Origin of the sequence: Arthrobacter terricola (assembly GCF_004354015.1) — a bacterium.
Lineage (GTDB): Bacteria > Actinomycetota > Actinomycetes > Actinomycetales > Micrococcaceae > Arthrobacter > Arthrobacter terricola.
Genome location: NZ_SMRU01000026.1, coordinates 66278 through 91550, shown reverse-complemented (window position 1 = coordinate 91550; position 25273 = coordinate 66278). Strand labels below are relative to the sequence as shown.

At 63.4% G+C, this 25273-nt stretch carries 26 protein-coding genes and 2 pseudogenes; 15 read left to right on the top strand and 13 right to left on the bottom strand.

Annotated features, from left to right (window positions below):
- Window positions 1-606: pseudogene (locus E1809_RS19730) on the bottom strand (transketolase); the annotation flags it as partial.
- A gap of 518 nt (window positions 607-1124) precedes the next feature.
- On the opposite strand from E1809_RS19730, the gene E1809_RS19725 reads away from it, so the two are divergent.
- Window positions 1125-2087, top strand: coding sequence for a heme o synthase (locus tag E1809_RS19725; protein WP_133205938.1), 963 nt, complete (start codon window positions 1125-1127; stop codon window positions 2085-2087).
- A 217-nt stretch (window positions 2088-2304) separates the two neighbouring features.
- On the opposite strand, the gene E1809_RS19720 is transcribed toward E1809_RS19725, so the two are convergent.
- The 3 genes from E1809_RS19720 to E1809_RS19710 are packed head-to-tail and all read right to left on the bottom strand — an operon-like array spanning window position 2305 to window position 5034.
- A complete protein-coding gene (locus E1809_RS19720; protein WP_133205937.1) occupies window positions 2305-3249 on the bottom strand; it encodes a COX15/CtaA family protein in 945 nt (314 codons plus the stop codon).
- Between the two features lie 46 nt (window positions 3250-3295).
- A complete protein-coding gene (locus E1809_RS19715; RefSeq protein WP_133205936.1) occupies window positions 3296-4072 on the bottom strand; it encodes an ABC transporter permease in 777 nt (258 codons plus the stop codon).
- On the bottom strand, window positions 4069-5034 hold the full coding sequence (locus E1809_RS19710; protein WP_133205935.1) for an ABC transporter ATP-binding protein: 966 nt from the start codon (window positions 5032-5034) through the stop codon (window positions 4069-4071). The genes E1809_RS19715 and E1809_RS19710 overlap by 4 nt, the downstream gene beginning before the upstream one ends.
- A gap of 109 nt (window positions 5035-5143) precedes the next feature.
- Between E1809_RS19710 and E1809_RS19705 the strand changes: the two genes are divergently transcribed.
- The 8 genes from E1809_RS19705 (at window position 5144) to E1809_RS19670 (ending at window position 13149) form a co-directional block, all read left to right on the top strand.
- The gene (locus E1809_RS19705; protein ID WP_133205934.1) at window positions 5144-5956 is read left to right on the top strand and encodes a helix-turn-helix transcriptional regulator; all 813 of its coding nucleotides are present in this window, start codon (window positions 5144-5146) and stop codon (window positions 5954-5956) included.
- 11 nt (window positions 5957-5967) lie between these two features.
- A complete protein-coding gene (gene sufB / locus E1809_RS19700; protein ID WP_133205933.1) occupies window positions 5968-7443 on the top strand; it encodes a Fe-S cluster assembly protein SufB in 1476 nt (491 codons plus the stop codon).
- A 2-nt stretch (window positions 7444-7445) separates the two neighbouring features.
- On the top strand, window positions 7446-8759 hold the full coding sequence (gene sufD / locus E1809_RS19695; protein WP_133205932.1) for a Fe-S cluster assembly protein SufD: 1314 nt from the start codon (window positions 7446-7448) through the stop codon (window positions 8757-8759).
- A gap of 25 nt (window positions 8760-8784) precedes the next feature.
- Window positions 8785-9141 carry a non-heme iron oxygenase ferredoxin subunit gene (locus tag E1809_RS19690; RefSeq protein ID WP_133205931.1) on the top strand — a complete coding sequence of 119 codons (357 nt, stop codon included), beginning with the start codon at window positions 8785-8787 and terminating at the stop codon, window positions 9139-9141.
- Window positions 9142-9179: 38 nt separating this feature from the next.
- Entirely contained in the window at window positions 9180-9974 is a 795-nt protein-coding gene (gene sufC / locus E1809_RS19685; protein ID WP_133205930.1) for a Fe-S cluster assembly ATPase SufC, read from the top strand.
- Window positions 9975-9988: 14 nt separating this feature from the next.
- Entirely contained in the window at window positions 9989-10321 is a 333-nt protein-coding gene (locus tag E1809_RS19680; protein WP_133205929.1) for a metal-sulfur cluster assembly factor, read from the top strand.
- Window positions 10322-10511: 190 nt separating this feature from the next.
- Window positions 10512-11927, top strand: coding sequence for a class I adenylate-forming enzyme family protein (locus E1809_RS19675; protein ID WP_133205928.1), 1416 nt, complete (start codon window positions 10512-10514; stop codon window positions 11925-11927).
- A complete protein-coding gene (locus E1809_RS19670) occupies window positions 11920-13149 on the top strand; it encodes a thiolase family protein (protein WP_235835691.1) in 1230 nt (409 codons plus the stop codon). Before E1809_RS19675 ends, E1809_RS19670 begins: the two co-directional genes overlap by 8 nt.
- 13 nt (window positions 13150-13162) lie before the next feature.
- On the opposite strand, the gene E1809_RS19665 is transcribed toward E1809_RS19670, so the two are convergent.
- Genes E1809_RS19665 through E1809_RS19655 form a run of 3 tightly spaced genes read right to left on the bottom strand, consistent with a single transcriptional unit; the run spans window position 13163 to window position 15206 of the window.
- Entirely contained in the window at window positions 13163-13798 is a 636-nt protein-coding gene (locus tag E1809_RS19665) for an energy-coupling factor transporter transmembrane component T family protein (RefSeq protein WP_133205926.1), read from the bottom strand.
- The gene (locus tag E1809_RS19660) at window positions 13795-14550 is read right to left on the bottom strand and encodes an energy-coupling factor ABC transporter ATP-binding protein (protein ID WP_133205925.1); all 756 of its coding nucleotides are present in this window, start codon (window positions 14548-14550) and stop codon (window positions 13795-13797) included. Before E1809_RS19660 ends, E1809_RS19665 begins: the two co-directional genes overlap by 4 nt.
- Before the next feature lie 17 nt (window positions 14551-14567).
- The gene (locus E1809_RS19655; protein WP_133205924.1) at window positions 14568-15206 is read right to left on the bottom strand and encodes a biotin transporter BioY; all 639 of its coding nucleotides are present in this window, start codon (window positions 15204-15206) and stop codon (window positions 14568-14570) included.
- 337 nt (window positions 15207-15543) lie between these two features.
- On the opposite strand from E1809_RS19655, the gene abc-f reads away from it, so the two are divergent.
- Window positions 15544-17142, top strand: coding sequence for a ribosomal protection-like ABC-F family protein (gene abc-f, locus E1809_RS19650; protein ID WP_133205923.1), 1599 nt, complete (start codon window positions 15544-15546; stop codon window positions 17140-17142).
- 29 nt (window positions 17143-17171) lie between these two features.
- On the opposite strand, the gene E1809_RS19645 is transcribed toward abc-f, so the two are convergent.
- The 5 genes and pseudogenes from E1809_RS19645 to E1809_RS19625 all read right to left on the bottom strand — a co-directional run.
- The gene (locus tag E1809_RS19645; RefSeq protein WP_133205922.1) at window positions 17172-17615 is read right to left on the bottom strand and encodes an SRPBCC domain-containing protein; all 444 of its coding nucleotides are present in this window, start codon (window positions 17613-17615) and stop codon (window positions 17172-17174) included.
- 78 nt (window positions 17616-17693) lie between these two features.
- On the bottom strand, window positions 17694-18179 hold the full coding sequence (locus E1809_RS19640; RefSeq protein WP_133205921.1) for a YbaK/EbsC family protein: 486 nt from the start codon (window positions 18177-18179) through the stop codon (window positions 17694-17696).
- The gene (locus E1809_RS19635) at window positions 18163-19017 is read right to left on the bottom strand and encodes an SURF1 family cytochrome oxidase biogenesis protein (protein ID WP_133205920.1); all 855 of its coding nucleotides are present in this window, start codon (window positions 19015-19017) and stop codon (window positions 18163-18165) included. The genes E1809_RS19640 and E1809_RS19635 overlap by 17 nt, the downstream gene beginning before the upstream one ends.
- The gene (locus E1809_RS19630; protein WP_133205919.1) at window positions 19018-19308 is read right to left on the bottom strand and encodes a hypothetical protein; all 291 of its coding nucleotides are present in this window, start codon (window positions 19306-19308) and stop codon (window positions 19018-19020) included.
- Window positions 19309-19451: 143 nt separating this feature from the next.
- Window positions 19452-19880, bottom strand: a pseudogene (locus tag E1809_RS19625) (DUF3099 domain-containing protein); the annotation flags it as partial.
- 154 nt (window positions 19881-20034) lie between these two features.
- Here E1809_RS19625 and E1809_RS19620 point away from each other — a divergent pair.
- Together E1809_RS19620 and E1809_RS19615 are read left to right on the top strand one after the other, a co-directional pair.
- Window positions 20035-20760: a beta-ketoacyl-ACP reductase gene (locus E1809_RS19620; RefSeq protein ID WP_133205917.1), complete on the top strand. Its 726-nt coding sequence runs from the start codon at window positions 20035-20037 to the stop codon at window positions 20758-20760.
- Between the two features lie 162 nt (window positions 20761-20922).
- Window positions 20923-21672 (top strand): SDR family oxidoreductase, encoded by a 750-nt coding sequence (locus E1809_RS19615; protein ID WP_133205916.1) that lies wholly within the window; start codon window positions 20923-20925, stop codon window positions 21670-21672.
- 86 nt (window positions 21673-21758) lie between these two features.
- Here the strand turns inward: E1809_RS19615 and serB are convergent, their stop codons facing one another.
- The gene (serB, locus tag E1809_RS19610; protein ID WP_133205915.1) at window positions 21759-22652 is read right to left on the bottom strand and encodes a phosphoserine phosphatase SerB; all 894 of its coding nucleotides are present in this window, start codon (window positions 22650-22652) and stop codon (window positions 21759-21761) included.
- Window positions 22653-22777: 125 nt separating this feature from the next.
- On the opposite strand from serB, the gene E1809_RS19605 reads away from it, so the two are divergent.
- The 3 genes from E1809_RS19605 to E1809_RS19595 are packed head-to-tail and all read left to right on the top strand — an operon-like array spanning window position 22778 to window position 25214.
- Complete coding sequence (locus tag E1809_RS19605) at window positions 22778-23563, top strand: ABC transporter ATP-binding protein (RefSeq protein ID WP_133205914.1); 786 nt, start codon at window positions 22778-22780, stop codon at window positions 23561-23563.
- A 30-nt stretch (window positions 23564-23593) separates the two neighbouring features.
- Complete coding sequence (locus tag E1809_RS19600; protein WP_133205913.1) at window positions 23594-24379, top strand: sulfite exporter TauE/SafE family protein; 786 nt, start codon at window positions 23594-23596, stop codon at window positions 24377-24379.
- A 7-nt stretch (window positions 24380-24386) separates the two neighbouring features.
- Window positions 24387-25214: a TrmH family RNA methyltransferase gene (locus tag E1809_RS19595; protein ID WP_133205912.1), complete on the top strand. Its 828-nt coding sequence runs from the start codon at window positions 24387-24389 to the stop codon at window positions 25212-25214.
- Window positions 25215-25273: the final 59 nt, after the last annotated feature.

Below are 25273 nucleotides of genomic sequence, written 5' to 3'. Positions count from 1 at the left end.
GTCTTCGATGCTGATGTGGTTCTCGTCGTAGACCACCACGAGGTTGCCCAGTTCCTGGTGACCGGCCAGCGAGGACGCTTCGGAGGTCACGCCTTCCTGCAGGTCGCCGTCGGAGGCGATGACCCAGATCGTGTGGTCGAACGGGGAGGTGCCGGCCGGGGCGTCGGCGTCGAACAGGCCGCGCTGGCGGCGCTGGGAGTACGCGAAGCCGACCGAGGAGGCCAGGCCCTGGCCCAGCGGGCCGGTGGTGATTTCCACACCCGCGGTGTGCTTGTATTCCGGGTGGCCCGGGGTCAGCGAACCCCAGGTCCGCAACGCTTGAAGGTCCTTCAGCTCCAGGCCGTAGCCGGCCAGGAACAACTGGATGTACAGGGTCAGGGAGCTGTGGCCCGGGGAGAGGATGAACCGGTCACGGCCGATCCAGTCCGGGTTCTTCGGGTCGTGGCGCATCAGCTTCTGGAACAACAGGTACGCGGCCGGGGCGAGGCTCATCGCCGTGCCCGGGTGGCCGTTGCCGACCTTCTCCACCGCGTCAGCAGCCAAAACACGAACCGTATCCACGGCACGCTGGTCCAGGCTGGTCCAGGACAGTTCTTGCTCTTCCAAATGTGGCACGTAAACCGAGCCCCTCTCTGTGCTGACGGCTAGTGATGCGGACGTGGCAGGCATGGGGCACAAGATGGCGCCCGCTGCGAAGTATCTACCAGCCGTTCACCATTGAAACGTTGATCTATCATCCAGACATGCACGTCTGAGAATACGCTTTCTCAGAAACCTGCGTGTGCTGATCTCCAGACAGCTTAGCCCGATTTTCGGCCCTTTTTCGCGGGAATCTCAAAAAGTGGACGCAAATTCCGATTTATGAATCACGGAGACGCCAAAGCCCCGGTGAACTTTCGGAAACAAAGGAAAGTTTCGAGTGCCAAGCCCCCGGATCCGCCACGGTATGATATTTGGAGGCCACCAGCGGTGAGTGCGCCTTCGATCGAACCACGGTATCCAAGCGCGTCCGGATTTACATGACGTCCGGGCTGCCGACTATTGGGTTGCCAACGCGCGCGCAGTGACGCGGCGTCTTGATCGATGGGGTGCCGCCGCTGCGAGAACCCGGAGCAAAGAACAGAGTGACTGCCAACGTGAGCACAACAGATACGCCCCTCAATGCGTCCCCGACTACAGGGAAGCCCGGACTGTCCCGTAAGTTCAAGGCGTATCTGGCACTGACCAAACCGCGCGTCATCGAACTGCTGTTGGTCAGCACCCTGCCCACCATGATTTTTGCCCAGCGCGGGTTCCCTTCCATCGGCTTGATCCTTGCGACCCTCGTGGGAGGTGCATTCGCCGCCGGCAGCGCCGGGGTGTTCAACTGCTACATCGACCGCGATATCGACAAGTTGATGCACCGAACCGAGAACCGGCCCCTTGTGACGGGAGAAGTCACCCCACGCGAAGCCCTTGTCTTTGCGTGGATCCTCGGCGCTGCGTCCATCGCCATCCTGTGGTTCGGGGCCAATCCGTTGTCCGCCTGGCTTGGTTTGGGCGCGATTGTCTTCTACGTCGTCATCTACACGATGATCCTCAAGCGCCGCACCGCCCAGAACATCGTCTGGGGAGGAGCAGCCGGGTGCTTCCCGGTATTGATCGCCTGGGCAGCAGTGACCAACACCGTCGAGTTGCCCGCCGTCGTGCTCTTCATGGTGATCTTCTTGTGGACTCCGCCGCACTACTGGCCTCTCTCGATGCGCTACGGCGAGGACTACCGCAACGCCAACGTCCCGATGCTGGGCGCGATTGCGGGGGCCAAAGTTGTGTCCGTTCAAGTGGTTCTCTACGCCTGGGCCATGGTTGCCTGCTCGCTGCTCATGGTGCCGGTTGGACGTGCAGGATGGCTTTACACCATCGTGGCGGTGCTGGCGGGGGGATGGTTCCTGTACGAGTCACACGCGCTCTACAACCGTGCCCAAAGCGGCGACGTCTCGAACAAGGGTGCCATGAAGGTGTTCCACGGCTCCATCAGCTACCTGACCCTGCTCTTCATCGCCCTGGCAGTTGATCCGTTTATCGGTTCGCCCATCATCGGCGGCTGACACTCGCCGGGCCGGTTGTGCAGCCGCCTGGAGTGACTGCATAAAGAGAAAGCCCTCGTCCACATGGTTCCATGTGGACGAGGGCTTTTTCCGTTGGTCCGGTAGATCCGGCCTGAACTCCCTGAACTGCGGACTGGTCCGGTCCCAAAAGGAGCGCCCGACGGCGGAAGCCGGCTTCCGCCGTCGGGCGCTTCAGGGCTTTGCGCGGTTCGGGCGCTCAGCCCTTCGGGCTGAAACGTGCGACGTCGGCCGCGTTGGTTGCCGCGCTCATGAGCAAGGCGGCGCCCAGCATGTGCGCCCCGACGAGGAGCGCTGGAATGCCGTTGTAGTACTGGGTGAAGCCGATGACGGCCTGGAGTACGGTCACGCCAAGCAGCATCAGCGCGGCTGAACGGAACAAGCCCTTGATTCCCTTGCGGAAGGCGATGTAGCAAGCGAACAAAGTTCCCGCAGTGATCAGGTATGCCGGAACGGCGTGAATGTGCGAGACGAGATCCCAGTCGAGGTCATTGCGGGGTGCGTTTGCGTCGCCGGCGTGGGGTCCCGCGCCGGTCACGATGACGCCGAGGCACACGGCCACCGCTGAGAATAACGCCACGGCCGTCATGACGGGAGCCATGGCGCCCGGAATCGTTGGCAGTTGCCGGGTCATGAAGCGTCCGGTCCGGCCGGAGGCGCGATTGACGAGGAGGGTCGAGAACACGATCAGGGCCATGGAGACGAGGAAATGCAGGCCGACCACCCATGGGTTCAGGTTGGAGAGCACGGTAATGCCGCCGATGATCGCCTGTGCAGGAATGCTGGCGAGAAGGCCCAGAGCCAGGAGGAAAAGGTCTCGGCGCTCATTGCGGAGGTTCCAAAGGTAAACCAGCGTGAGCACCGAAATGGCGGCCAAAACGAAGGTGAGGGTCCTGTTCCCGAACTCGATGAAGCCGTGGATGCCCATCTCCGGGGTGTTGACAAGGGAACCGCTGGTACAACGTGGCCACGTCGGGCAGCCGAGGCCGGAGGATGTCAGCCGGACGGCGCCGCCCGTCACCACGAGTACCGTCTGGCCAATGAGTGACAACATTGCGAGCCTGCGGACGGTGTTGTTGACTTCCGTCGGCAGCTTGGCGACGAGTTGCTGGAAGGTCTTCGGAAGGCGGAAAGCCGTGCTCACAGGTTTCTCAATTCTTGGTCTCGACTCGGGCTGGTGCGACGGGTTCTTAGTTCCATTTGAACCAGCGGACGGCGGCGGCCCCCGGGATAATGGTCCACAGCAGCAATACCACCACGTAGGGCAGCGAGACCGTGCCGTGGAGGAAAGCGTCGCGGAGCGATTGACCCAAAGAGCCCGAGGGCAGGAAGTGCACGATGTTTTGGGCCAGCGCCGGCAGGCGTTCTGCCGGGACCACTATTCCACCGAGGGCGCCAAGCAGGATCCACAGCAGGTTGGTGATGGCGAGGGTGGCTTCCGGCCGTACGGTGCCGGCTACCAGCAATCCGAGTGCGGTGAACGCTGCCGCGCCGAGGATCAAGAGGCACAATCCAGGCAGCCAACCTTCAGGACGCGGATGCCAGCCAAGGAGGGCGGCAACGACGCTGACGATGAGGACCTGGAGGACCAGAACCGCAAGGACGGCCAGGATCTTGCCGACAATGAGGCCGGTCCGCCCCAGAGGGGTGGTCGAGAGGAAGCGCAGCACTCCGTAGCGGCGGTCGAAACCGGTGGCAATGCCTTGGCCTGTGAACGCGGTGGACATGGCGCATAAGGCGAGGATGCCCGGCACGGCGATATCCACGCGGCTGCTTCCCAGGCCGTCCAGCAACGGTGTGACAGTGAGCCCGACGAGTGCCAGGAGCGGCAGGATGATCGCGAGGATCAGCTGTTCGCCGTTTCGGATCATCGTGATGGTCTCGTAGCGGCCCTGGAGGAGGATCCGGCGAAACAGGGGAGCGGGGCCCGCGTGCTTGGTCTCGAGCACGGGCAATGGGCTGGTCATCGGATGTCCCTTCCGGAGATGTCCAGGAAAACGTCTTCGAGGCTGCGGGCTTCCAGGCGAAGCGACACCGGCATTATTCCCTTCTCGGCCCACCATGCCGTGAGCTTTGCCAAGTGCTGCGGGGTCAGTGTTCCGGAAACCGAGTAACTGCCTGCGCGGCTTTCGGTGACTGTCACTTCGCTGCCAAGTGCTCCGGCGATGTCGAGGCCAGCCGGTGCGTCAAAGTACAGTGTGCGTTCCGTGATCCCGTCCATGGCGTCGTGGCCGTGGCTTAGCAATTCGGCCACAGTTCCCTCGGCAACATTGCGTCCGGCGTCGATGATGTACACGTAGTCGGCGAGCCTTTGGGCGTCATCCATCAGGTGGGTGGTCAGGATGATGCCCATGCCGGCGTCGCGCAATTCGGCAATGAGCTCGAAGACGATCTGCCGGGATTGGGGGTCAAGGCCGGCGCTGGGCTCGTCCAGGAAGAGGACTTCCGGGTTTCCGATCAGGGCGGCGGCCAGTGAGAGGCGCTGTTTCTGTCCTCCGGACAGCCTGCGGACGCCGGTACGGGCGAAGGTGTCGATGCCCAGGCGTTCGACGAGCGGCTCAAGGGGCAACGGGTTTTCGTACATGCCGGAAATATGGCGGAGAAGCGGTATGGGACGGGCCGACGGCGGCAAGCCGCCATCCTGCAGCATCACGCCGACGCGGGAGCGCAGTCCGGCTCCGGCGGAATCCGGGTCCTCGCCGAGGAGTCCGATATGGCCTCCGGTGCGCTTCTGCAGCCCTTGCGCGCACTCGAGCGTTGTTGTTTTGCCGGCTCCGTTGGCGCCCAGCAGGGCGGTAATCTGGCCGCGTTCGGCGAACAAGGACAGTCCGCTCACGACGCGGAGCATCTTGCCGTCAAGTGAAGCCAGCGGGCCGACGTCCTTGATGAGTCCTTCGATGGTGAGGACGGGGGATTCGGGGGATCGCACCAGAATATTCTACGTGAAGTAGTAGGGGTGGGTTCGGTGGGGCAGGCAGGTCAGCCTTGCCTTACTGGATGGCGGGAGTAAATTACGACATGATTGTGTTGTGTATTCCATGAGGAGTTCTGTTTCTGTGCCCGCCATGCGGCACGGCGCCGTCGCGCACGTGCCTGGCGGTCCTGCCGCAGGCGTAGCCGAGGCCGAAGACCGGACCCGCGACCGCGTCCTGAACGCGGTGTTGGAACACGGCCCGGTCAGCGCTGCCGAACTTGGGGACATGCTTGGCTTCACGCCAGCAGCGGTCCGCCGCCACCTTGACCACTTGCAACGCGCGGGTGTCATCGAAGTAAAGCGGGTCGCCCGGGCCGGAGCTGGAGCAGGCCGCCCCGCGCGCAGGTACGTCCTGAGTTCGCAGGGTCAATCCAAGCTTGGCGACGACTACCTCAATATCGCAAGTTCGGCCTTGCGCCGTCTTCGCGACCTCGCGGGCGAGGGCGCCGTCAAGGACTACGTCGTTGAGCGCTTCGCTGAAATGGAACAGCGCTACGCACCCGAGATTGACCGCGCGGGATCCGATATCACGGCCCGTGCCATGGCGTTGTCCGAGGCACTGACAAGGGACGGCTACGTCGCTTCGGCAGCGTCAATCGCCGCCAAGGCGCCGCTGCCCGCATCGCTTTCGAGCGTGCAGTTGTGCCAGGGCCATTGCCCCATCCAGCAACTCGCTGCGGAATTCCCCGTTTTCTGCGACACCGAGACCGAGCTGTTTTCCCGCTTGGTCGGCGTCGACGTCCGCAGGCTCTCCACCCTTGCCCAGGGCGGACACGTCTGCACCACCCACATTCCAACGGGCAGGCCAGCGGCCAGGGAGTCCCTCGGATTCCCCGGACGTCCGGCCGGTGCCCATGTCGAATCCAACAATCAGTAAGAAAGGCCGTGATGACGGGTCAATTAGCTGAAGGAACAGCAGAGAAAGCGCTAGCTGACGGTGCTGTGATCTCGGAGATTCTGGAAAAGAATCCCGAGCTGCACGGTATTGGCAACTATGAATACGGATGGGCTGACAAGAACGACGTTGGCGCCAACGCGCGTCGAGGTCTCAATGAAGAGGTTGTCCGCGACATTTCGGCCAAGAAGAGCGAGCCGGAATGGATGCTTGACCTGCGCCTCAAGGGCTTGAAGTACTTCGACCGCAAGCCGATGCCTACATGGGGTGCGGACCTCTCGGGTATCGACTTCGACAACATCAAGTACTTTGTGCGGTCCACCGAGAAGCAGGCCGCGACCTGGGAAGACCTTCCCGAGGACATCCGCAACACCTACGAGAAGCTGGGCATCCCGGAAGCCGAGCGCAGCCGCCTCGTCGCCGGCGTTGCGGCACAGTACGAGTCCGAGGTTGTTTACCACCAGATCCGCGAGGACCTGGAAAAGCAGGGCGTGATCTTCCTCGACACCGATACCGCCCTCAAGGAGCATCCTGAGGTCTTCCAGGAATACTTCGGCACCGTCATTCCGGTGGGCGACAACAAGTTCGCCTCGCTAAACACGGCCGTGTGGTCCGGCGGTTCCTTCGTGTATGTCCCCAAGGGCGTTCACGTCGAGATCCCCCTGCAGGCCTACTTCCGCATCAACACCGAGAACATGGGCCAGTTCGAGCGGACGCTGATCATTGCCGACGAGGACTCGTACGTCCACTACATCGAAGGCTGCACGGCTCCGATCTACACCTCGGACTCCCTCCACTCCGCAGTGGTGGAAATCATCGTGAAGAAGGGCGCCCGCGTCCGCTACACGACCATCCAGAACTGGTCCACCAACGTGTACAACCTGGTGACGAAGCGCGCCATCTGCGAAGAAGGCGGCACCATGGAGTGGATCGATGGCAACATCGGTTCCAAGGTGACCATGAAGTACCCGGCGGTCTACCTCGTGGGTGAGCACGCGAAGGGTGAAACCCTGTCCATCGCGTTCGCCGGCGAAGGCCAGCACCAGGACACCGGCTCCAAGATGGTCCACATCGCGCCGAACACCAAGAGCTCCATTATTTCCAAGTCGGTAGCCCGCGGCGGTGGCCGAGCAGCTTATCGCGGCCTGGTCCAGGTCCGCGAGGGTGCGAAGCATTCCGCCAACACCGTGCGTTGCGACGCCCTGCTGGTGGATACCATCTCCCGTTCGGACACGTACCCCTACATCGACATCCGCGAGGATGACGTTGTGATGGGCCACGAGGCCACCGTTTCCCGGGTGAGCGAGGAGCAGCTCTTCTATCTGATGTCCCGCGGCATGCCCGAGGACGAAGCCATGGCAATGATCGTTCGCGGCTTCATCGAGCCGATTGCCCGCGAGCTGCCGATGGAATACGCCCTTGAACTCAACCGCCTGATTGAACTGCAGATGGAAGGATCCGTCGGTTAGCAATGACTGAAATCACTACTGAAAAGGCCCGCATCGGCGCGCCCTCGGCACAGCCATATATCGACGGCTTCACCGAAGAAGGCGAGAACCTCTCGCCGCTGAACACCGGCACCAGCCCGACGACGGCCGAACAGGCCCCGCCGTCGGGTCCCCTTGCCGGCGCCTCGGCCAAGAGCCACTCCCACGGTGGCGGCGTCGGTGTTCCCGACAGCTCGCGTGCCGGCCGCCTCACTTCGTACAAGCTCGCTGACTTCAAGCCGCTCACCGGCTTGGAAGAGGATTGGCGCTTCACGCCGCTCAAGCGGCTCCGCGGACTTCACTCGGAGGCCCTCTCCGGCACCGCTCCGTCTGTCTCGGTTACCGCTCCGGAAGGCGTCGTCGTCGAAACGGTGGGCCGCGAAGACAAGCGCATCGGCCTTGCCGCGATTCCCGAGGACCGCGTTTCCGCCAACGCGTGGGAGCACTTTACTGAGGCCACGGTCATCACCGTGAAGGCCGAACAGCAGCTCGACGGCGAAGTGTCCGTGGTGCTCACCGGAACCTCCGTGGAAGCAGCTGCCCAACACATCGTGATCGTGGCCGAGCGTTTCTCCAAGGCGCGGATCGTCCTTGACCACCAGGGAACCGCGACCCTTTCGGAAAACGTCGAAATCCTGGTGGAAGACGGCGCCGAACTGACAGTTATCTCGCTTCAGGAATGGAACGACGACACCGTCCACGCTTCCTCGCAGCAGGCCAAGCTGGGCCGGGACTCCAAGTTCAAGCACATCGTGGTCAGCCTTGGCGGCGACCTCGTGCGCCTGACGCCGTCCACCCGCTTCACGGCACCCGGTGCCGAGGCTGAGATGTTCGGCCTGTATTTCGCGGACGCCGGCCAGCACCTCGAGCAGCGACTGTTCGTGGACCACGCGGTAGCAAACTGCAAGTCCAACGTCCTCTACAAGGGCGCGCTCCAGGGCCGCAACGCACACACGGTCTGGGTTGGCGACGTGCTGATCCGCAAGGAGGCAGAAGGCACGGACACCTACGAGGCCAACCGCAACCTGGTCCTCACGGACGGTGCACGCGCCGACTCGGTGCCGAACCTCGAAATCGAGACCGGCTTGATCGAAGGTGCCGGCCACGCCAGCGCCACCGGCCGCTTCGACGACGAGCACTTGTTCTACCTCATGGCCCGTGGAATCCCGGAAGACGTTGCCCGCCGCCTGGTGGTCCGCGGATTCCTCAACGAGATCATCCAGCAGATCAAGGTTCCGGCCCTCGAAGAGCGCCTGACGGAAGCTGTTGAGCGCGAACTCGCCGCGAGCGACAACTAATACGAGCCAGGCAGGGAAACGGACTATGAGCGACAAGCCCCAGGGCGAACTGGTGTGCAATGCCAACGAGATCCAGGTCAAGCAAGCGTTGCGCATCCTGATCGATGACTACCCTGTAGCCATCGTGAAAGACTCGATGGGTGGCATCCATGCCATCGGGGACACCTGTTCGCATGCGGACATTTCGCTCTCCGAGGGTGAAGTCGAAGGCTGCGCGATCGAATGCTGGGGGCACGGCTCCCAATTCGATCTCCGCACCGGACAGCCCTTGCAGCTTCCTGCTTATGACCCCGTCCCCGTCTTTGCCGTCAGCCTCGACGGCGACGACGTCTATGTGGACGTGACCAACGTTGTGAACGGCGCCTCGGTACAAAACTACTGAGCGCCAAGTGCCTGAAGACTTACGAAAGAAAGAAGAGCATGTCAACTCTTGAGATCAAGGACCTGCACGTCAGCATCGAGACGGAGCAGGGAACCAAGGAGATCCTGAAAGGCGTCAGCCTGACCATCAGGACCGGCGAGACCCACGCAATCATGGGCCCCAACGGTTCGGGCAAGTCGACGCTGGCGTCCACCATTGCCGGCCACCCGCGCTACAACGTCACGAGCGGCAGCATCACGCTCGACGGCGAAGACGTTCTGGCCATGAGCGTCGACGAGCGCGCCCGCGCAGGTGTCTTCCTCGCCATGCAGTACCCGGTTGAAGTTCCGGGCGTCACCATGACCAACTTCCTGCGTACCGCGAAGACCGCGATCGACGGCGAAGCACCGGCCCTGCGCACCTGGACCAAGGACGTCAAGGCCGCCATGCAGCAGTTGCGCATCGACGCCGACTTCGCACAGCGCAACGTCAACGAGGGCTTCTCCGGTGGCGAGAAGAAGCGTGTGGAAATCCTCCAGCTCGAACTATTCAAGCCGAAGTTCGCGGTGCTCGACGAGACCGACTCCGGTCTGGACGTCGACGCCCTGAAGGTTGTCTCCGAAGGCGTCAACCGCGCCCACGCGACGGGAAACATGGGCACCCTGCTCATCACCCACTACACTCGCATCCTGCGCTACATCAAGCCGGACTTCGTCCACGTGTTCGTTGATGGCCAGGTCGTTGAAGAAGGCGGCCCGGAATTGGCTGACCGCCTCGAAGAAGAAGGCTACGACCGTTACGCCAAGGGCGCCGGCGCAGCAAGCGTTGCTGCTGCCTCTGCAGCGCAGGCCTAGTTAGGACACCCGCCATGACCGAAATCAATGCGGCCCGCACCAACCTCGAGGATGTCGAGGAGGCGCTCAAGGATGTCATTGACCCCGAACTCGGTGTCAACGTGGTGGACCTTGGGTTGCTGTACGGTCTGAAGTACTCCGAGGAGGACGGCGCGCTGCTCATCGATATGACGCTGACCACAGCCGCTTGTCCGTTGACCGACGTGCTTGAAGAGCAGGTCGGCCAGGCCCTCGACGGCATCGTGGACGACTGGCGCCTGAATTGGGTGTGGATGCCGCCATGGGGTCCCGAGCGGATCACCGAGGATGGACGCGACCAGATGCGGGCCCTCGGCTTCAACATCTAACGCATCACCATGACGACGACGGCCGGCTGCCTTCCCCAAGGGCAACCTGCCGTCGTCGTGCGTTAATTCCGGGAGTTTGTGTACACCTGACACCCCTTAAATCGCCTTTTAACGGGTGTCAGCTGTACACAAACTCGAGCGGTCGTCATAGAGAGGCCGGGATCGTGGGGCGGGCGCTAAAATTTCGGTGATGCCTTTCTTGGATAAACTTCAGCTTTGGGCCGATGAACGCCCCGACGACACCGCTGTCGTCGTCGGCGGCAAGCGGCTCACCTGGGCCGGTCTCCGGGATGCCGCGATGTTGCGGCTGCCCACAACCGGTTCGACGACGATCCTCGCCGAACATAACTCCGTGGAGTTCGTTACGGCCTACACTGCGGCCGTCGCGGGCGGAAGAAGCTGCGCAGTACTCGATCCCTTGTGGCCCGAGGCCATGATCGATGAAGTGTCGCAGCGAATCAACCACACGGCCGTTTCCGGCCTGGAAGCGGGAGAGGACGGCCCAACCGAGGATTTGGCCGATGGCGCTCCAAGCAGCACGTTCCTCATCGGCCTGACGTCCGGAACCACATCCATTCCCAAGGCCTTCACCCGTTCCCGGCGATCCTGGCAGGTGTCCTTTGAGGCCTCCATTGAGTTTTTCGGGCTTGGGCAGGAGGACAAGACGCTGGCTCCAGGGCCGCTGTCTGCCAGCTTGAACCTTTACGCACTGTCGGAATGCCTCTACGCCGGCGCGGCGTTCCACACTTTGGAGACGTTCGACGTCGGTGATGCGCACGCGGCCATCAGCCACGACGGCGTCACCCGCCTCGTCCTGGCCCCCACCATGTTGCGCCTCTTGAGCGAGCGGGGATTGGTGGGAGGAGTGGATGCTTCGGGGGTGCGCAGCATCATCTGCGCTGGATCGAAGCTGGACTCCCGCACGCTGGAAGCCGCCCGCCGCTGGGCGCCCAACGCCGCCATCTTCGAATATTACGGAGCCTCCGAGCTCAGTTTCGTTTCCGGAACCCGTCTTGCCGCGGGGGAGCCGCTCGACGCTGGCGGAACAGGAATCGGTGGCCCGTTTCCTGGCGTCGAACTCAAGATCCTGGACGACGGCGGCTCGGAACTTCCGCCGGGAGCCCACGGGAACATCAGCGTACGCAGTGGAATGGTCAGCAACGGATACCTTTGGGGTGACGACGGCCAGGCGCTGCGTTGCTTCAATGGCTGGTTTACGGTCGGGGACCAGGGCTATCTGGATGGCGGGGTCCTGCACATCCTTGGGCGCCGATCGGACATGATCATCACGGCGGGCAAGAACGTGTATCCCCACGAAGTGGAGTTGGCGCTTGCTTCGATCCCCGGGGTTTCGGCCGCCGTGGCGGCCGGCATGATGGACGATGTGCGTGGCCAGAAAGTAGTGGCGGGCATTCTTCCTGCGTATGGTTCCGTGACGGCGATGCAGCTGAAGACCGGCCTGGACGGCTTGCTCGCACGGGATAAGCGGCCGTTGCAGTATTTCGCGCTGTCCGAGTTGCCGGTGACGGACCGTGGAAAAGTGAGCCGCCAGATTTTCCTCGACTGGATCAAGAACAACGATTCACGGGCGAAACCCCTTGCTTAGCAGTTTGCCTGGCGCCGGCGCGAGCGGCAGCCTGGAGCTGGATCCGGCCAGACAGCCGATCATCATCGCCGCCCGGCGGACACCTGTGTGCCGGGCGAACGGACAGTTCAAGGCCCTGCGGGCGGAGGACCTCCTCGCGCCGGTCCTGCGGGCACTCCTTGACGACGCAAGAGTGGCCGATTCGGACGTCGTCGACGTCGTCATCGGAAACGCCGTGGGTGGTGGGGGAAACCTGGCCAGGTACGCCGCGTTACAGGCGGGGCTTCCCGTCGATATTCCGGGACTCACTGTGGACCGCCAGTGCGGTTCCGGGCTGGATGCGATCGCCTTGGCGTCCCGACTCGTAGCCGCCGGGGGAAACGGCATTTACCTGGCCGGCGGCGTGGAGAGCATCAGCACCGCGCCACTGCGGGCGCGTCGAAATCCGGATCCCGACGGCGGGCCGCACTTCTATTCCAGGGCTAGCTTCGTTCCGCCGGAGTTCGGCGATCCGGACATGGGCGTGGCTGCCGAGAACGTGGCCCGGGAATACGGAATCAGCCGCGAACGGCAGGACGAATTCGCGTTGCGAAGCCACAATCGCGCGGTGGCCGCGAGGGGAGCCGGAACGTTCGTACCGGAAATCGTTCCTCTCGGCGCCGGTACCAGTATCGTGCGGGAGGACGATGGGCCGCGCGCGTCGCTGACCCCCCGACTCATGGCGCGTTTTCCCGCCGCGTTCGTGCAGGACGGCACCGTCACCGCGGCGAACTCATGCTTCGACGCGGACGCCGCTTCCGCCGTCGTGATCACGTCCTTGCAGCGGGCACGCGAATTGGGCGCCGAAGACGGCTTGTTGGTGCTGGGGTGCGATACCGCGGGTGTCCGCCCGGAATTGCTGGGCATCGGCGCCTCTGTTGCGGCGAAACGACTCCTTGCAGGAAGCGGGCTCGGCGCGGCTGATCTCGACCTCATTGAATTCAATGAGGCATTTGCCGCGCAAGCCATTGCTTGCCTTGATGCCTTGGGCGTGGACTCCGAACGGGCAAACCTCGACGGCGGCGCGCTGGCCTTGGGGCACGGGTACGGGGCCTCCGGGGCTGTGTTGGTTACCCGGCTTCTGGCGCAAGCCCGCAGGATCGCTGAAGGGCAACCCGGCATAGTGGCCACAGCGTTGGCGATGATCAGCATCGCCGGCGGAATGGGGACAGCGGCTCTTTTCCGCTATTCGCGACTGCAGTAATTGTGGCGGTACCTCAATCGACAGGCGAATCCTCTGCTTCGCCCAAGCCGCGCGCGGCCAAGGCATCGCCCGTCTGGCGGGCATAAGCGACGGTGGTGATGAATACCGGCAGAACCAAGGCGCGCGGATTGCGTTCCAGCCCGCGGGCACGGGCCGAGTCGCGGACATCGCTGAACGCCCCCGCGATGAACGGAATACTCCGCAGCATGATGGCGATGGTCAACGCGAAGCGCTCCGGATCCGCGCCAAAACGGCGGAAAGGCTTCGAAAGCGCCACCACGCCGTCAAGCAACGCCTGCACAGGGGTGGTCGCCGTCAGGACCGAAGCCGCAACAACGCAAACCAGTACGTTGAGGACAATCCTCGCCGCGACAGGGCCGCCGAGTTGCCACCACTGGAACGCGCCGACTGCCGCGAGGAGCGGGGTCACTAGCCAGACAGCGCGGATGAGCCGCTTGAAGCCCGCGCCGCTCAGCAGGAAAAGTGCGCACATGATCGCCAGGACCACTGCCGAGACGAGCCAGTCGACAATCAGGAAAGACGCCAGGCCGCAGGCCGCAACCAGCAGGAACTTCAACCACAGCGGCGTGCGATGCACCACCGAGTTGCCGCGCACGTAGTACGGGATTAAGACGCCGCGGCGCCTCATGGCGCCTGCACCTGGTTTTGCGGATGGTTTCGCGGACCGGGAGCCTCGACCACCGCCGAGCACAGCGCCCGGTAATGTTCGACTGCGTCGCTCGCCCCGCCGTCGAACACGATCCTTCCGCCATCCACCACCAGGACCCGCTCCGCTTCCAGCGCGAGCTCGAGATCATGGGTGGACAGGATGATCTGCTGCTCCAAGTCCGCGAGCGTGCGCCGCAGCAGTTCGCGGTTGCGCAAGTCCAGGAGGGTTGACGGTTCGTCGAGGACCAGGACAGCGGGATTCACCGCAAGTACGGCAGCCAACGCAAGCAGTTGGCGTTCGCCGCCGGAGAGTTCGTAGATGCTCTGGTCGGCCAACGGCAGGAGGCCGAACCGCTCAAGGACGGATTCCGCGCGGGTTGCCCGTTCTTTGCGGTTCTTGACGGAACGCCGAAGGGAAAGCTCGACGTCTTCCCGCCCGGTGGGCATGACCAATTGCGACAACGGATCGGTGAACACGAACCCGACCTGGCTGCGGACCTTCCGTGCTTCAGCAACGGTGTCGGCTCCGTCCACCGTGACAGTACCCTGGCTCGGAGGCACGAGGCCATTGAGCAAGCGCAGCAAGGTGGACTTCCCCGAGCCGTTGGCCCCGATGACGGCAATGCGCTGCTCAGTGAGTTCCAGCGAGACGTCCTGGAGCAAGGCCTTGGGCGAGGAGTGCTCGTCCTCGTAGACACTTACTGAGACGGCGTTGAGAATGATGGAACCCACGTGTTGCTTCTTCTGTTCTACTTCGAGGTTGTGTTGTTCGTGCGGCGCGCACGGCGGACCAGGATGTCCGGGAACGCTTTGTGGAGGGCGACCGCGATCACGGCAGCAAGGACATTCTTGATGGTATCGCCAGGGTAGTAGGGAAGGTCGGCGAGGAACGCTTTCGCGAAGTCGAACTTGCCGTTGACCATGAAGCCCACCACACCGAGGCCATGGATGAGGACGATGCTGCAGAGCATCGCCGCGGCGAAGAGCAACACAGTGCGGTACTTGCTCGTCTTGCGCACAATGCGCGCCGCCAGCCAGCCGGCCGCGGCGGCAGCCAGCGGGAAAGCAATGATGTATCCGGCGGACGGCGTCGCGAGGATACCGAGGCCGCTGCGGCCGCCGCTGAAGATCGGAAGGCCGGCGAAACCAAGGAGGGTGTAAAGCCCGACGGCGGCGAAGGCCCTCCCGCCGCCCAGGACGAGGCCGGTGAGCATGACAGCGAGGGTCTGGATGGTGATTGGGACGCCCAGGGCACCGACAGGGATTCCGGGAACAACGGCGGAGACGGCAACCAAGGCCGCGAATACTGCAATGAGGCCGATGTCGGTGGAGGTCCAGCGAATGCGTTGGGGGGATCGCTTCGCGGGTGCGGCTTCGGTACTGCTCATGGAGTCCTCTTTTTTGGGGGTGCGGGTGGGTGGCCTGGGTAGGCCGGGGTGGTCACAGGGAAACCCTTCTTTTCGAGGTTACTGAGGAAGCCGGAGGCGCTTTTTGTCGCGGTGCCACAATGCGCGGCAAAGGCCGTTGGGGCGGTCCCACAATTTCGTCGGGGAAGGCGCCCATCGGCCCGGCTGCCGCTTAGATGTGCGGCCGTGGAGGAGCGGATGGCGCGAGTCGGCCGCCCTGCCAGTAGACTTGGACAGGCCGTTCTTGCGGCCCCTCCACCTTTGCAGCGCCGTGGATTCCGGCGCGGTGGGTGTTCCCCGTTGAAAGGCATTTCCCGAAGTGATTACCGTCCAGGAACTCGAACTGCGCGCCGGCGCCCGGCTGCTCATGGACCAGGTCAGCTTCCGGATAGACAAAGGGGACAAGATCGGGCTGGTCGGCCGCAACGGTGCCGGCAAGACCACCCTTACCCGTGTGCTCGCCGGCGAGGGACTCCCCGCGGCCGGCAAGGTGACCCGCAGCGGCGAAATCGGATACCTTCCGCAGGACCCGCGCACTCCGGACATGGAGCAGCTGGCACGCGACCGCATTCTCTCTGCCCGCGGCCTTGACGTCGTGGTGGGCAAGCTGAAGCAAGCACAAGCGGACATGTCCAGCGAAGACCCGGCAGTCCAGCGCAAGGCAATGAACCGCTACGACCGTTTGGAAGCCGAGTTCCTGGCTGGCGGCGGTTATGCTGCCGAAGCTGCGGCTGCGGCGATCTCCTCCAATCTCGCCCTGCCTGACCGGCTCCTCAACCAGCCACTCAAGACCCTGTCGGGTGGCCAGCGCCGACGCGTGGAATTGGCCCGGATCCTGTACTCCGACGCTGAAACCCTGCTCCTGGACGAGCCCACCAACCACTTGGACGCTGACTCCATCTCGTGGCTTCGCGACTTCCTCAAGAGCCACCAGGGCGGCTTGATCGTGATCAGCCACGACGTCGAACTCCTCGAAGCCACGGTCAACAAGGTGTACCACCTGGACGCGAACCGCGCGCAGATCGACTTCTACAACATGGGATGGAAGCGGTACCTCCAGCAGCGCGAAACCGACGAACGCGCCCGCAAGCGGGAACGGGCCAACGCCGAAAAGAAAGCCCAGGTCCTCATGGACCAGGCCAATAAGATGCGCGCCAAGGCCACCAAGGCAGTCGCCGCGCAGAACATGGCCAAGCGTGCCGAGCGCCTGTTGGGCGGGCTGGAGGCCGTCCGCGAGCACGACCGCGTGGCCGCGCTGCGCTTCCCGGATCCCGCTCCCTGCGGCAAGACTCCGCTCACCGCGGAGGGATTGAGCAAGTCCTATGGCTCGTTGGAAATCTTCACGGATGTGGACCTCGCAATCGACCGCGGATCCAAGGTGGTTATCCTTGGACTCAACGGCGCGGGCAAGACGACGCTGCTTCGGATGCTCGCCGGCGTGGACAAGCCGGATACCGGGGATATCCTTCCCGGCCACGGACTCAAGGTGGGCTACTACGCCCAGGAACACGAAACCCTGGACCACGAGCGCACCGTCCTGGAAAACATGCGTTCCTCCGCGCCTGACATGAAAGACGCGGAAGTCCGCGGGATCCTTGGTTCCTTCCTGTTCTCCGGTGACGATGTCGACAAGCCGGCGGGAGTGCTCTCCGGCGGCGAGAAGACGCGCCTGGCACTCGCGACCATCGTGGCGTCAAGCGCAAACGTGCTGCTCCTTGATGAACCCACCAACAACCTCGACCCCGCCAGCCGCGCGGAGATCCTGGGTGCCCTGCGGAACTACTCCGGCGCCGTCGTGCTTGTGAGCCACGACGAAGGCGCCGTCGAAGCGCTCAACCCGGAACGGGTTGTGCTGCTCCCGGACGGCGTCGAGGACCATTGGAGCGCTGACTACCTCGACCTCATTACCCTCGCCTAAGGGGACCTGGCCGGTCGGAGCTTCTTCGATTACGGCATCTCCCACGGCGCGTGGGGAAGCGGACGGCCGAGTTCTATGTAGCTCTTCAAGTTGGATATGACCGCCGCCCATCCGTGGCTCGCGATGGCGAGTTGCTCGTCGTCGGCGATGTTCCGGTGGTGGACGGTGAGCCGGGCAACGCCGTCATGGGCCTCGATGGTGAACGTGACGACGTCGGGCTTCCCGAGGCCCGGATTGGCCGGATCCTCCCACGTATTTACGAGCCGGGTGGGAGGCGTGGCTTCCAGGATGGTCCCGACGACGTCGGCCGTTTCGGATCCGTCGGTGCGTTGGTGTTCCCAGCGGGAACCGGACTTCCAATCGGAAACATTCGCGTGTCCCCAGTACTCGGCGCTCTGTGCGGCATCCGTCAGCGCCGTCCAGATCCGATCAGGGGTTCCTTCGATGTACGTGACGTACGTGAATTCAGCCATGGCACCCAGCCTATCGGGAGCCGCGAAGAGATCAATGTGTGCCGCAAGGCCCATCAACCGCGGGTACTTGCCGGCGCCTCAGCGGACCCGCAAGGGCTCCGCGGACGTGATGCGTTGGAGTTCGCTGTACGTGATGGAAAACATCGAATAATGGTCGCCGGCTCCCGCCCAGAGAAGCTCGTGTCCTTCGAGCGATAAGTCCAGGAGGGTGCGGATCGGTTGCGGGTGGCCTACCGGTGCGACGCCGCCTACTGCCTGCCCGGTGTGCTCCAGGACGAAGGCAGGGCTTGCGCGGCGGATCTTCGCGGACCCCAAGGTGGCAGCGACCAAGGCCGTATCCACTTTCGCAGCTCCGCTGGCGAGGATCAGCAAGGGTGCGCCGTCGAGCTCGAAGACGAGGCTGTTGGCGATCGCCGCAACGTCGCAACCGAGAATCGCGGCGGCGGCCGCCGCCGTCGGAACGTTGTCCTCGAATGTCCGCACTGTGTCTTGTGCCCCGGCGGCAACGAGCGCCGATTTCACGTTGCGGACGGGAACCGGAATCGTGTCAGTAGCCTTGCGCATCCAGGATGGCGTCTTCCTCATCTTCGTCGGTGTCCCGCTTCGACTTCCGCGGGGCTGGCACCTTCCGACGCGGAGTGGCGCCGATCTCCTCTTCCTCGTCCTCGGCATCGATCCGGGCGTTGCGCGCCTGTTGCTTGGCCGCATAGCCGAACGCGACGAACATCAGCACGCCGAAGGCAAACCATTGCAGCGAGTAGGACAGGTGCGTCCCCTCGTCGGTGGAGGGCATGGCGAAAGGAGCCGGCATGGGCTGCACCGCCGGAGACTCCGTAGCGAGCTGTCCATACGCGCCCGTCATTATGGGGTAACTCAGTTCTTTGGCATAGGAGGGGAGGTCGATGGACGCCAACTGGCCTTCGACCACGCCACGGTCCAGATTGGGTTCAGAGGCCTGCAAGCGTACGACGACGGTCGCCTCGCCTGAGGGCGGAGCAGGGATACTGTCCGGATGTCCCGGGGTGTTGTTTCCGATAGGCAGCCATCCACGGTCGACGATCACTGCCTCTCCGCTCGTCAGACGGAACGGCACCACGACTTCGTAGCCGGGCTGGCCGTTGAGGGGACGGTTGCGGACAACGCGTTCATCGGAAACCTCGTAATGGCCATGCAGTTCCACCTGGGTCCATTCCTTGTCCGGATTCAAGGATTGGAATTGTTGCTTGGCAGCGGCGAACTGAATGGGCGTAGCCGAATAATTGGTGACTACCCGGTTGATCTCGGCCAACGTCTCGGCCCGCCGGTCCATTTGCCAGCGGCCAAGGAAGACGCAGCCAGTGGCGAAGATCGCGGCCAGGACGAAATAGCCCAGCCACTTGCTGGAGAAGAGAAAACGGTACATTCAGCGGACCTCGCCTGCAGCAGCGGCTTCGTTGTCGCTACTATCGAACGGAATGGTTTCTTTCCAGAGTCCCCGCGTTTGCAGGTAGTCCTCGAGCCACTCCCGATGCTCGCCGCAGGAAAGCCAGACTTTGCGGCGGTCGGGCGTGTGGACGCGGGGGTTGTTCCACAAGAGCTGCCACGTGGCGTCCGCCCGGCAGCCTTTGCGCGAACACATCGCCTTGGGCAAATCCTCACCGGCGGCTTGTTGCCCGCCGTCGACCCCCGGGCTGCCCATTGTGAAGATGTTCATGAAGCCGCCTGTTCTCTTCCGCGGTGCGGATACGTGTGCTTTTCGCCGGCGGGAATGGGTTGTCCTTCCCGCGGGAAATCGTTCTCCTGACGGATACCGTCGTCGTTCCTGGTGTATTGCTTGGGGTCGTCCTGCTTGGGGCTCTCCGAGGCGGCGCCGGCCTCGTCGTCGACCAGTTCGCCCTCGAACACGGCGGTGCCCGCACTCTCGGATTCCTCGGCCGCGGGAGCCTCCAGCTCGCCGGACGGCAGGTAATCCAACAACGCGTCGCTATGCACCTCGGCTTTGTCGCTGCCGTTGGCGATCACGACGGCGATCCACGGCAGGAAAACCGCGCCGGCAATCGCAATGATCTTGAACCAGCCATCCACCACGAAGATCAGGATGATGCACACCATGCGGATGCCCATGGCCACGGCATACTTGATCATCCGCTCGCGCATATCGTCCGAGTGGGCGGCAGCGGCGTCGGTAATGCTGTGTACTACAGGGTCACCCGAAACGGCGTCCGGATCTCCCGGCACATCCAGGGGACTGTTGTCTCTTGTCACGACTGATTCATCACGCTCCAACGGCTTCCCTCAATTCTCTCACCATGGAACGGGGGCGCCCAAACCGCGCCGGGGCGCGCTGCAGGGGGCGCGGGCTTACCGGCAGCTAAGATCGATCGAGGAAATCACCCACTTTCAAGCGGCAAGGTGCTGCCGCGGAACCTTGGAGAAGAGCATGCCTGAAGCAGTATCAGCCGGCCGGAGCGTCCTCGTGACGGGTGGAAACCGCGGCATCGGCCTGGCCATCGCCGAGTCCTTCCTTGCCAACGGGGACAAGGTTGCCGTGACGTACCGCAGCGAGACGCCCCTGCCGGAAGGCATCCTTGGCGTCAAGGCCGACGTCACTGACGAGGCTTCGCTCGACGCGGCGTTCAAGGAAGTGGAAGCTGCCCACGGGCCCGTCGAAGTCCTCGTGGCGAATGCTGGAATCACCAAGGACACCCTCCTCCTGCGCATGAGCGAAGAGGACTTCACCTCCGTCATCGACACCAACCTGACGGGAGCGTTCCGGGTCATCAAGCGCGCCTCCAAAGGAATGATCCGCCTCCGCAAGGGCCGCGTGGTGCTGATTTCTTCGGTATCCGGCCTTTACGGCGCGCCGGGCCAGATCAACTACTCGGCCTCGAAGGCAGGCATGGTGGGCATCGCCCGCTCGCTGACCCGCGAGCTGGGCAGCCGCGGCATTACGGCCAACGTGGTGGCTCCCGGTTTCATCAGCACGGACATGACGGCCGAACTTTCCGAGGACACCCAGAAGGCGTACTTGGCGAGCGTTCCCGCTGGCCGCTTCGCGGAAGCATCGGAAGTGGCAAACGTCGTCCGCTGGATTGCGAGCGACGAGGCTGCCTACATCTCCGGAGCGGTCATCCCGGTGGACGGCGGCTTGGGCATGGGCCACTAGGCCGCTTGCGCCGCGGGAATCGTGGGCGGCCACCCCAGCCATGCCCAGTTCTTTGTGGGAAGCCTACAGTCGGAACAGGGAAAGCCGCTGGCATCATGGAGACTGGGCTAAGAAAACTTGGACATATCGGACAAATTGAACGTTTTGAATGAAGGAGCACGAATGGGACTGCTGGACAACAAGACCGCGATCGTCACGGGTTCTTCGCGCGGCATCGGCGCGGAAGTTGCCAAGATCCTGGCAGGCGAGGGTGCCGCCGTCGTCGTGAATTACCGCCAAAAGGCGCCCCGGGCGAACAAGGTTGTTGGCGACATCCAGGCCGCCGGCGGCCGCGCCGTTGCCGTCGGAGCGGACCTCACCACGCAGGAAGGCGTGCAGGCGCTTGCCACCGCAGCCACCCAGGAGTTCGGTTCCCTCGATGTCCTGGTGCTGAATGCATCCGGCGGCATGGAGTCCGGCATGGAAGAGGGTTACGCCCTCAAGCTGAACCGTGACGCGCAGGTCAACATGCTCAAGGCTGCGATCGAGCAGATGCGGGAGGGGTCCCGTGTGGTGTTCGTCACCAGTCACCAGGCTCACTTCATCGGCACCGTCCCGACCATGCCGGAATACGAGCCGGTAGCGCGGAGCAAGCGCGCCGGTGAAGATGCCCTGCGCGATTTGCTGCCGAGCCTCGCCGAGAAGGGCATCTCCCTCGTGGTGGTTTCCGGCGACATGATTGAGGGCACCGTCACGGCGACGCTTCTTGACCGTTCCAACCCGGGGGCCATCGAAGCCCGCCGGGCCGAGGCAGGCAAGCTGTATTCCGTCGAAGAATTCGCGGCCGAAGTAGCCAAGATGGTGACGGCGGACGTCGAAAGCGGCCACACCGAGTACGTCGGTGGCGCGGACTACTTCGGCAAGGGCGCTTAGCGTTTAGCCGTCAAAAGTGACGTGAATTGCCCTGGACTGAATTATTCGGTCCAGGGCAATTGTTTTTGTGATATTCGCTACGTCGACTAAACGCCTGCGATATGACGGACCGCATCGAGGTACGGCATATTGATGGCGGTGTCCGCGACGGCGCGGACAGCGGGCTTGGCGTTGAAAGCGACACCGATCCCCGCGGCGCCCAGCATGTCGAGGTCGTTGGCGCCGTCGCCCACTGCGATGGTGTGCTCGAGGTCGATCCCTTCCGCTGCCGCCCATTCGCGGAGGTACTTCTCCTTGGCCGCCCGATCGATCACGTCGCCCAGGACCTTGCCGGTCAGGACGCCGTCAACGATTTCAAGTTCATTCGCGATCCAGTAGTCCAGCCCGAGTTCTTCCGCGATGGGCCGCAGGATCTGATTGAAGCCACCGGACACAACAGCAACTGCGTGACCGCCGGACTTGAAGGCCGCGACGAGATCGGCCGCACCTTCGCTCAAGCGGACTTCGGCGCGAACGGCGTCGACGACGGCGGCCGGCAGCCCGGCCAGCACCGCCACCCGGGCGTGGAGGCTTTGGGCGAAGTCCAGTTCTCCTCGCATGGCGGCCTCCGTCACCGCGGCTACCTCGTCGCGCTTTCCGGCGTGGGCTGCGAGCAGTTCGATGACTTCCTGCTGGATCAGCGTGGAATCGACATCCATGATGAGGAGCTTTCGGGAGGCGGCGCGCAGCGCTTCGGACACGATGGCGGTATCCATCCCGGGGGTGGAAGCCTCGGCAACCCGGTGGCGGATGCCTGACAGGTCGGCCGCGGTAGTCCGGTCCACCGCGAGGCCCATGGTGTGCACCCCGAACCGACCGTCGCCCGATTGTGACTCGGACGTGATCGAAGCACCTGATTCTTCGAGCGTCGTGCGCAGGTGTTCAAGCTCCGAGGGGGACATATTCACGCCGTAGCTGACAGCGGTCAAGTTCGAACTCATGGCTGCAATCTTAGCCAGCGCGGAACGCCCTCCAGAATTCCTGTTTCGCCCCGTTGTGGACCCGACAAGTGTGACCGAAGTTCCGGTTATCCATCGCTCCGGTTTTTGTCCTAGTGTCTACTCCTATGAGTGATGTTCTTGAATTGGCTTCCGTCAGCGTTGTCCGAGGCACTAAGACCCTGTTGGACAAAATTGACTGGGAAGTCAATGAGGGCGAACGCTGGGTTGTCCTTGGTCCCAACGGTGCAGGCAAAACCACTCTGCTGCAGATCGCCGCAGCCCGGATGCATCCGAGCAGCGGCCGTGCCGGGATCCTTGACGAGACGCTCGGCCGCGTTGACGTCTTCGAACTCCGTCCGCGCATCGGCCTGTCCTCCGCGGCACTGGCCACCCACATTCCGGAACACGAGAACGTCCTCAACGTCGTGGTCACCGCTGCATACGGGGTAACCGGCCGGTGGCGCGAGGGCTATGAGCGCGACGACGAGCGCCGCGCTTTCGGCCTTCTCAACGACTGGGGGATGGGACCCCTGCTCAACCGGACCTTCGCTTCCCTTTCGGAAGGCGAACGGAAGCGGGTGCAAATCGCCCGCGCCCTCATGTCCGATCCCGAACTGCTCCTGCTGGACGAACCGGCTGCCGGGCTTGATCTCGGCGGGCGCGAGGAACTGGTCCACAAACTCGCCGAGCTAGCCCGCGACGAAGACGCTCCCGTCATGGTGCTTGTGACGCACCATCTCGAAGAAGTGCCGCCGGGATTTACCCACGCCATGTTGCTTCGCGAAGGCGTAGTGGTTGCTGCCGGTCCGATCGAAGAGGTCCTCACCGCGGAGCATTTGAGCAGCACCTTCGGCCTCCCGTTGGACGTGACGGAGAACTCAGGCCGCTACACCGCTACCGCTCGCCGCTAGGCGCGGCTGCGCCAAGCGGCACCGCCAACAGTGGAGATCCTCAGCGGCATCCTGGTCTTTTTCGCAGGCTTGTGGGCCGGAACCATCAACAGCGTGGTGGGCTCCGGCACGCTCGTGACGTTTCCCGTCCTCATCGCGCTGGGCTACACACCGGTCACTGCTACCATCAGCAACGCCATGGGACTCGTGGCGGGCAATATGACCGGGGCCTGGGGCTACCGGCATGAGTTAAAGGGCCGGGGGAGGCAGCTCCTGCGGCTCTTGCCTGCTTCTCTCCTGGGCGGGATTACCGGTGCCTGGCTGCTGCTTCACCTTCCGGAGAGGGTGTTCTACTACGCCGCTCCAGTGCTGATTGTCGTGGCGCTCCTCATGGTGCTCTTTCAGCCCAAGCTGCAGCTCTGGGTGCAGAACCGCGCCGGAAATCCGGAGCATGCCATCCATGACAAACGGCATGCAGCAACCCTGGTGGTGCTGGTCTACCTGGCCGGTATCTACGGCGGCTACTTCGTTGCGGCCCAAGGCATCCTGCTCGTGGGCATCCTGGGTGTCTTCATGACCGGCACCATCCAGAACGCCAACGCCATGAAGAACATCCTCGTCCTGGCTGTCAACGTTGTGGCGGCGTGCTCGTACCTCTTGTTCGCCTTCGGCCGCATCGAGTGGCCGGTGGTGGCCGTCATCGCCGTCAGCTCGCTGATCGGTGGTTTCGTCGGTTCCAAAGTGGGCCGGCGGCTCAAGCCCCTCGCACTGCGGATCGTGATCTTCGGCCTTGGCATCGTGGCTCTGGGCTTCATGATCGCCAACCTGTTGAAATAGGAAACCCGTGACCTTCCACTACCTTGAAACCGCGGACGACCCCCGCGTCTCCGATTACACCCAATTGACGGACGTGCATCTCCGCAAGCTGCGTGAACCCGCCGAAGGCATGTACATTGCTGAATCGTCCCGGGTGCTGCGGCGGGCCCTGGCTGCCGGGCACCAGCCTCGCTCCTTCTTCCTCGCCGAAAAATGGCTGGAGGATCTCGACGACGTCTTCCGGGAGTTCCCCGACGTCCCTGCCTACATCGGCACGGCCGAGTTGCTCGAGAAGATAACGGGGTTCCACCTTCATCGCGGTGCCATGGCGGCCATGCATCGCCCGGCGCCCGTGCCCCTTGGGGAACTCCTGGCCGGCGCGGCCCGGACGCTCACTGCTCCGCATCGGTCCAGGATCGCGGTGTTGGAGGATTTGACCGACCATACGAACGTTGGGGCTGTCTTTCGGTCAGCAGCAGCGATCGGCGTCGACGCCGTGTTGGTGACGCCGCAATGTGCCGATCCGTTGTACCGCCGTTCGATCAGGGTCAGCATGGGCACAGTTTTTCAGGTGCCGTGGACGCGGATCGATGCATGGCCGGCTGGAATCGAACAGCTGAAAGAGGCGGGTTACTTTGTGGCTGGCATGTCTTTGGGGGAGGGAGCCATCACTCTGGATGAGTTGGTGGCCCAGGATCACCAGAACCTGGTGCTGGTTTTCGGTACCGAAGGCGATGGGCTGAAGCCGGAGACTGATCAATTGCTCGACGCGCGCGTGACGATTCCGATGATGAACGGCGTGGATTCCCTGAATGTTGCTGCGTCATCGGCTGTGGCGTTTTATGCGACGCGCTGACTGGGCGTGACAGATCGGCGATTGAATTCCCGCGTGAGATTGCCGAAAGTACGCAAGTT

What these genes read in the sequence shown, in the direction of transcription:
- E1809_RS19715 (WP_133205936.1), bottom strand. Translation starts at nt 4,072, where the DNA reads ATGACCAGCCCATTGCCCGTGCTCGAGACCAAGCACGCGGGCCCCGCT.
- E1809_RS19705 (WP_133205934.1), top strand. Translation starts at nt 5,144, where the DNA reads ATGAGGAGTTCTGTTTCTGTGCCCGCCATGCGGCACGGCGCCGTCGCG.
- sufB (WP_133205933.1), top strand. Translation starts at nt 5,968, where the DNA reads ATGACGGGTCAATTAGCTGAAGGAACAGCAGAGAAAGCGCTAGCTGAC.
- sufD (WP_133205932.1), top strand. Translation starts at nt 7,446, where the DNA reads ATGACTGAAATCACTACTGAAAAGGCCCGCATCGGCGCGCCCTCGGCA.
- E1809_RS19690 (WP_133205931.1), top strand. Translation starts at nt 8,785, where the DNA reads ATGAGCGACAAGCCCCAGGGCGAACTGGTGTGCAATGCCAACGAGATC.
- sufC (WP_133205930.1), top strand. Translation starts at nt 9,180, where the DNA reads ATGTCAACTCTTGAGATCAAGGACCTGCACGTCAGCATCGAGACGGAG.
- E1809_RS19680 (WP_133205929.1), top strand. Translation starts at nt 9,989, where the DNA reads ATGACCGAAATCAATGCGGCCCGCACCAACCTCGAGGATGTCGAGGAG.
- E1809_RS19675 (WP_133205928.1), top strand. Translation starts at nt 10,512, where the DNA reads ATGCCTTTCTTGGATAAACTTCAGCTTTGGGCCGATGAACGCCCCGAC.
- E1809_RS19665 (WP_133205926.1), bottom strand. Translation starts at nt 13,798, where the DNA reads ATGAGGCGCCGCGGCGTCTTAATCCCGTACTACGTGCGCGGCAACTCG.
- E1809_RS19655 (WP_133205924.1), bottom strand. Translation starts at nt 15,206, where the DNA reads ATGAGCAGTACCGAAGCCGCACCCGCGAAGCGATCCCCCCAACGCATT.
- E1809_RS19645 (WP_133205922.1), bottom strand. Translation starts at nt 17,615, where the DNA reads ATGGCTGAATTCACGTACGTCACGTACATCGAAGGAACCCCTGATCGG.
- E1809_RS19640 (WP_133205921.1), bottom strand. Translation starts at nt 18,179, where the DNA reads ATGCGCAAGGCTACTGACACGATTCCGGTTCCCGTCCGCAACGTGAAA.
- E1809_RS19635 (WP_133205920.1), bottom strand. Translation starts at nt 19,017, where the DNA reads ATGTACCGTTTTCTCTTCTCCAGCAAGTGGCTGGGCTATTTCGTCCTG.
- E1809_RS19630 (WP_133205919.1), bottom strand. Translation starts at nt 19,308, where the DNA reads ATGAACATCTTCACAATGGGCAGCCCGGGGGTCGACGGCGGGCAACAA.
- E1809_RS19620 (WP_133205917.1), top strand. Translation starts at nt 20,035, where the DNA reads ATGCCTGAAGCAGTATCAGCCGGCCGGAGCGTCCTCGTGACGGGTGGA.
- E1809_RS19615 (WP_133205916.1), top strand. Translation starts at nt 20,923, where the DNA reads ATGGGACTGCTGGACAACAAGACCGCGATCGTCACGGGTTCTTCGCGC.
- serB (WP_133205915.1), bottom strand. Translation starts at nt 22,652, where the DNA reads ATGAGTTCGAACTTGACCGCTGTCAGCTACGGCGTGAATATGTCCCCC.
- E1809_RS19605 (WP_133205914.1), top strand. Translation starts at nt 22,778, where the DNA reads ATGAGTGATGTTCTTGAATTGGCTTCCGTCAGCGTTGTCCGAGGCACT.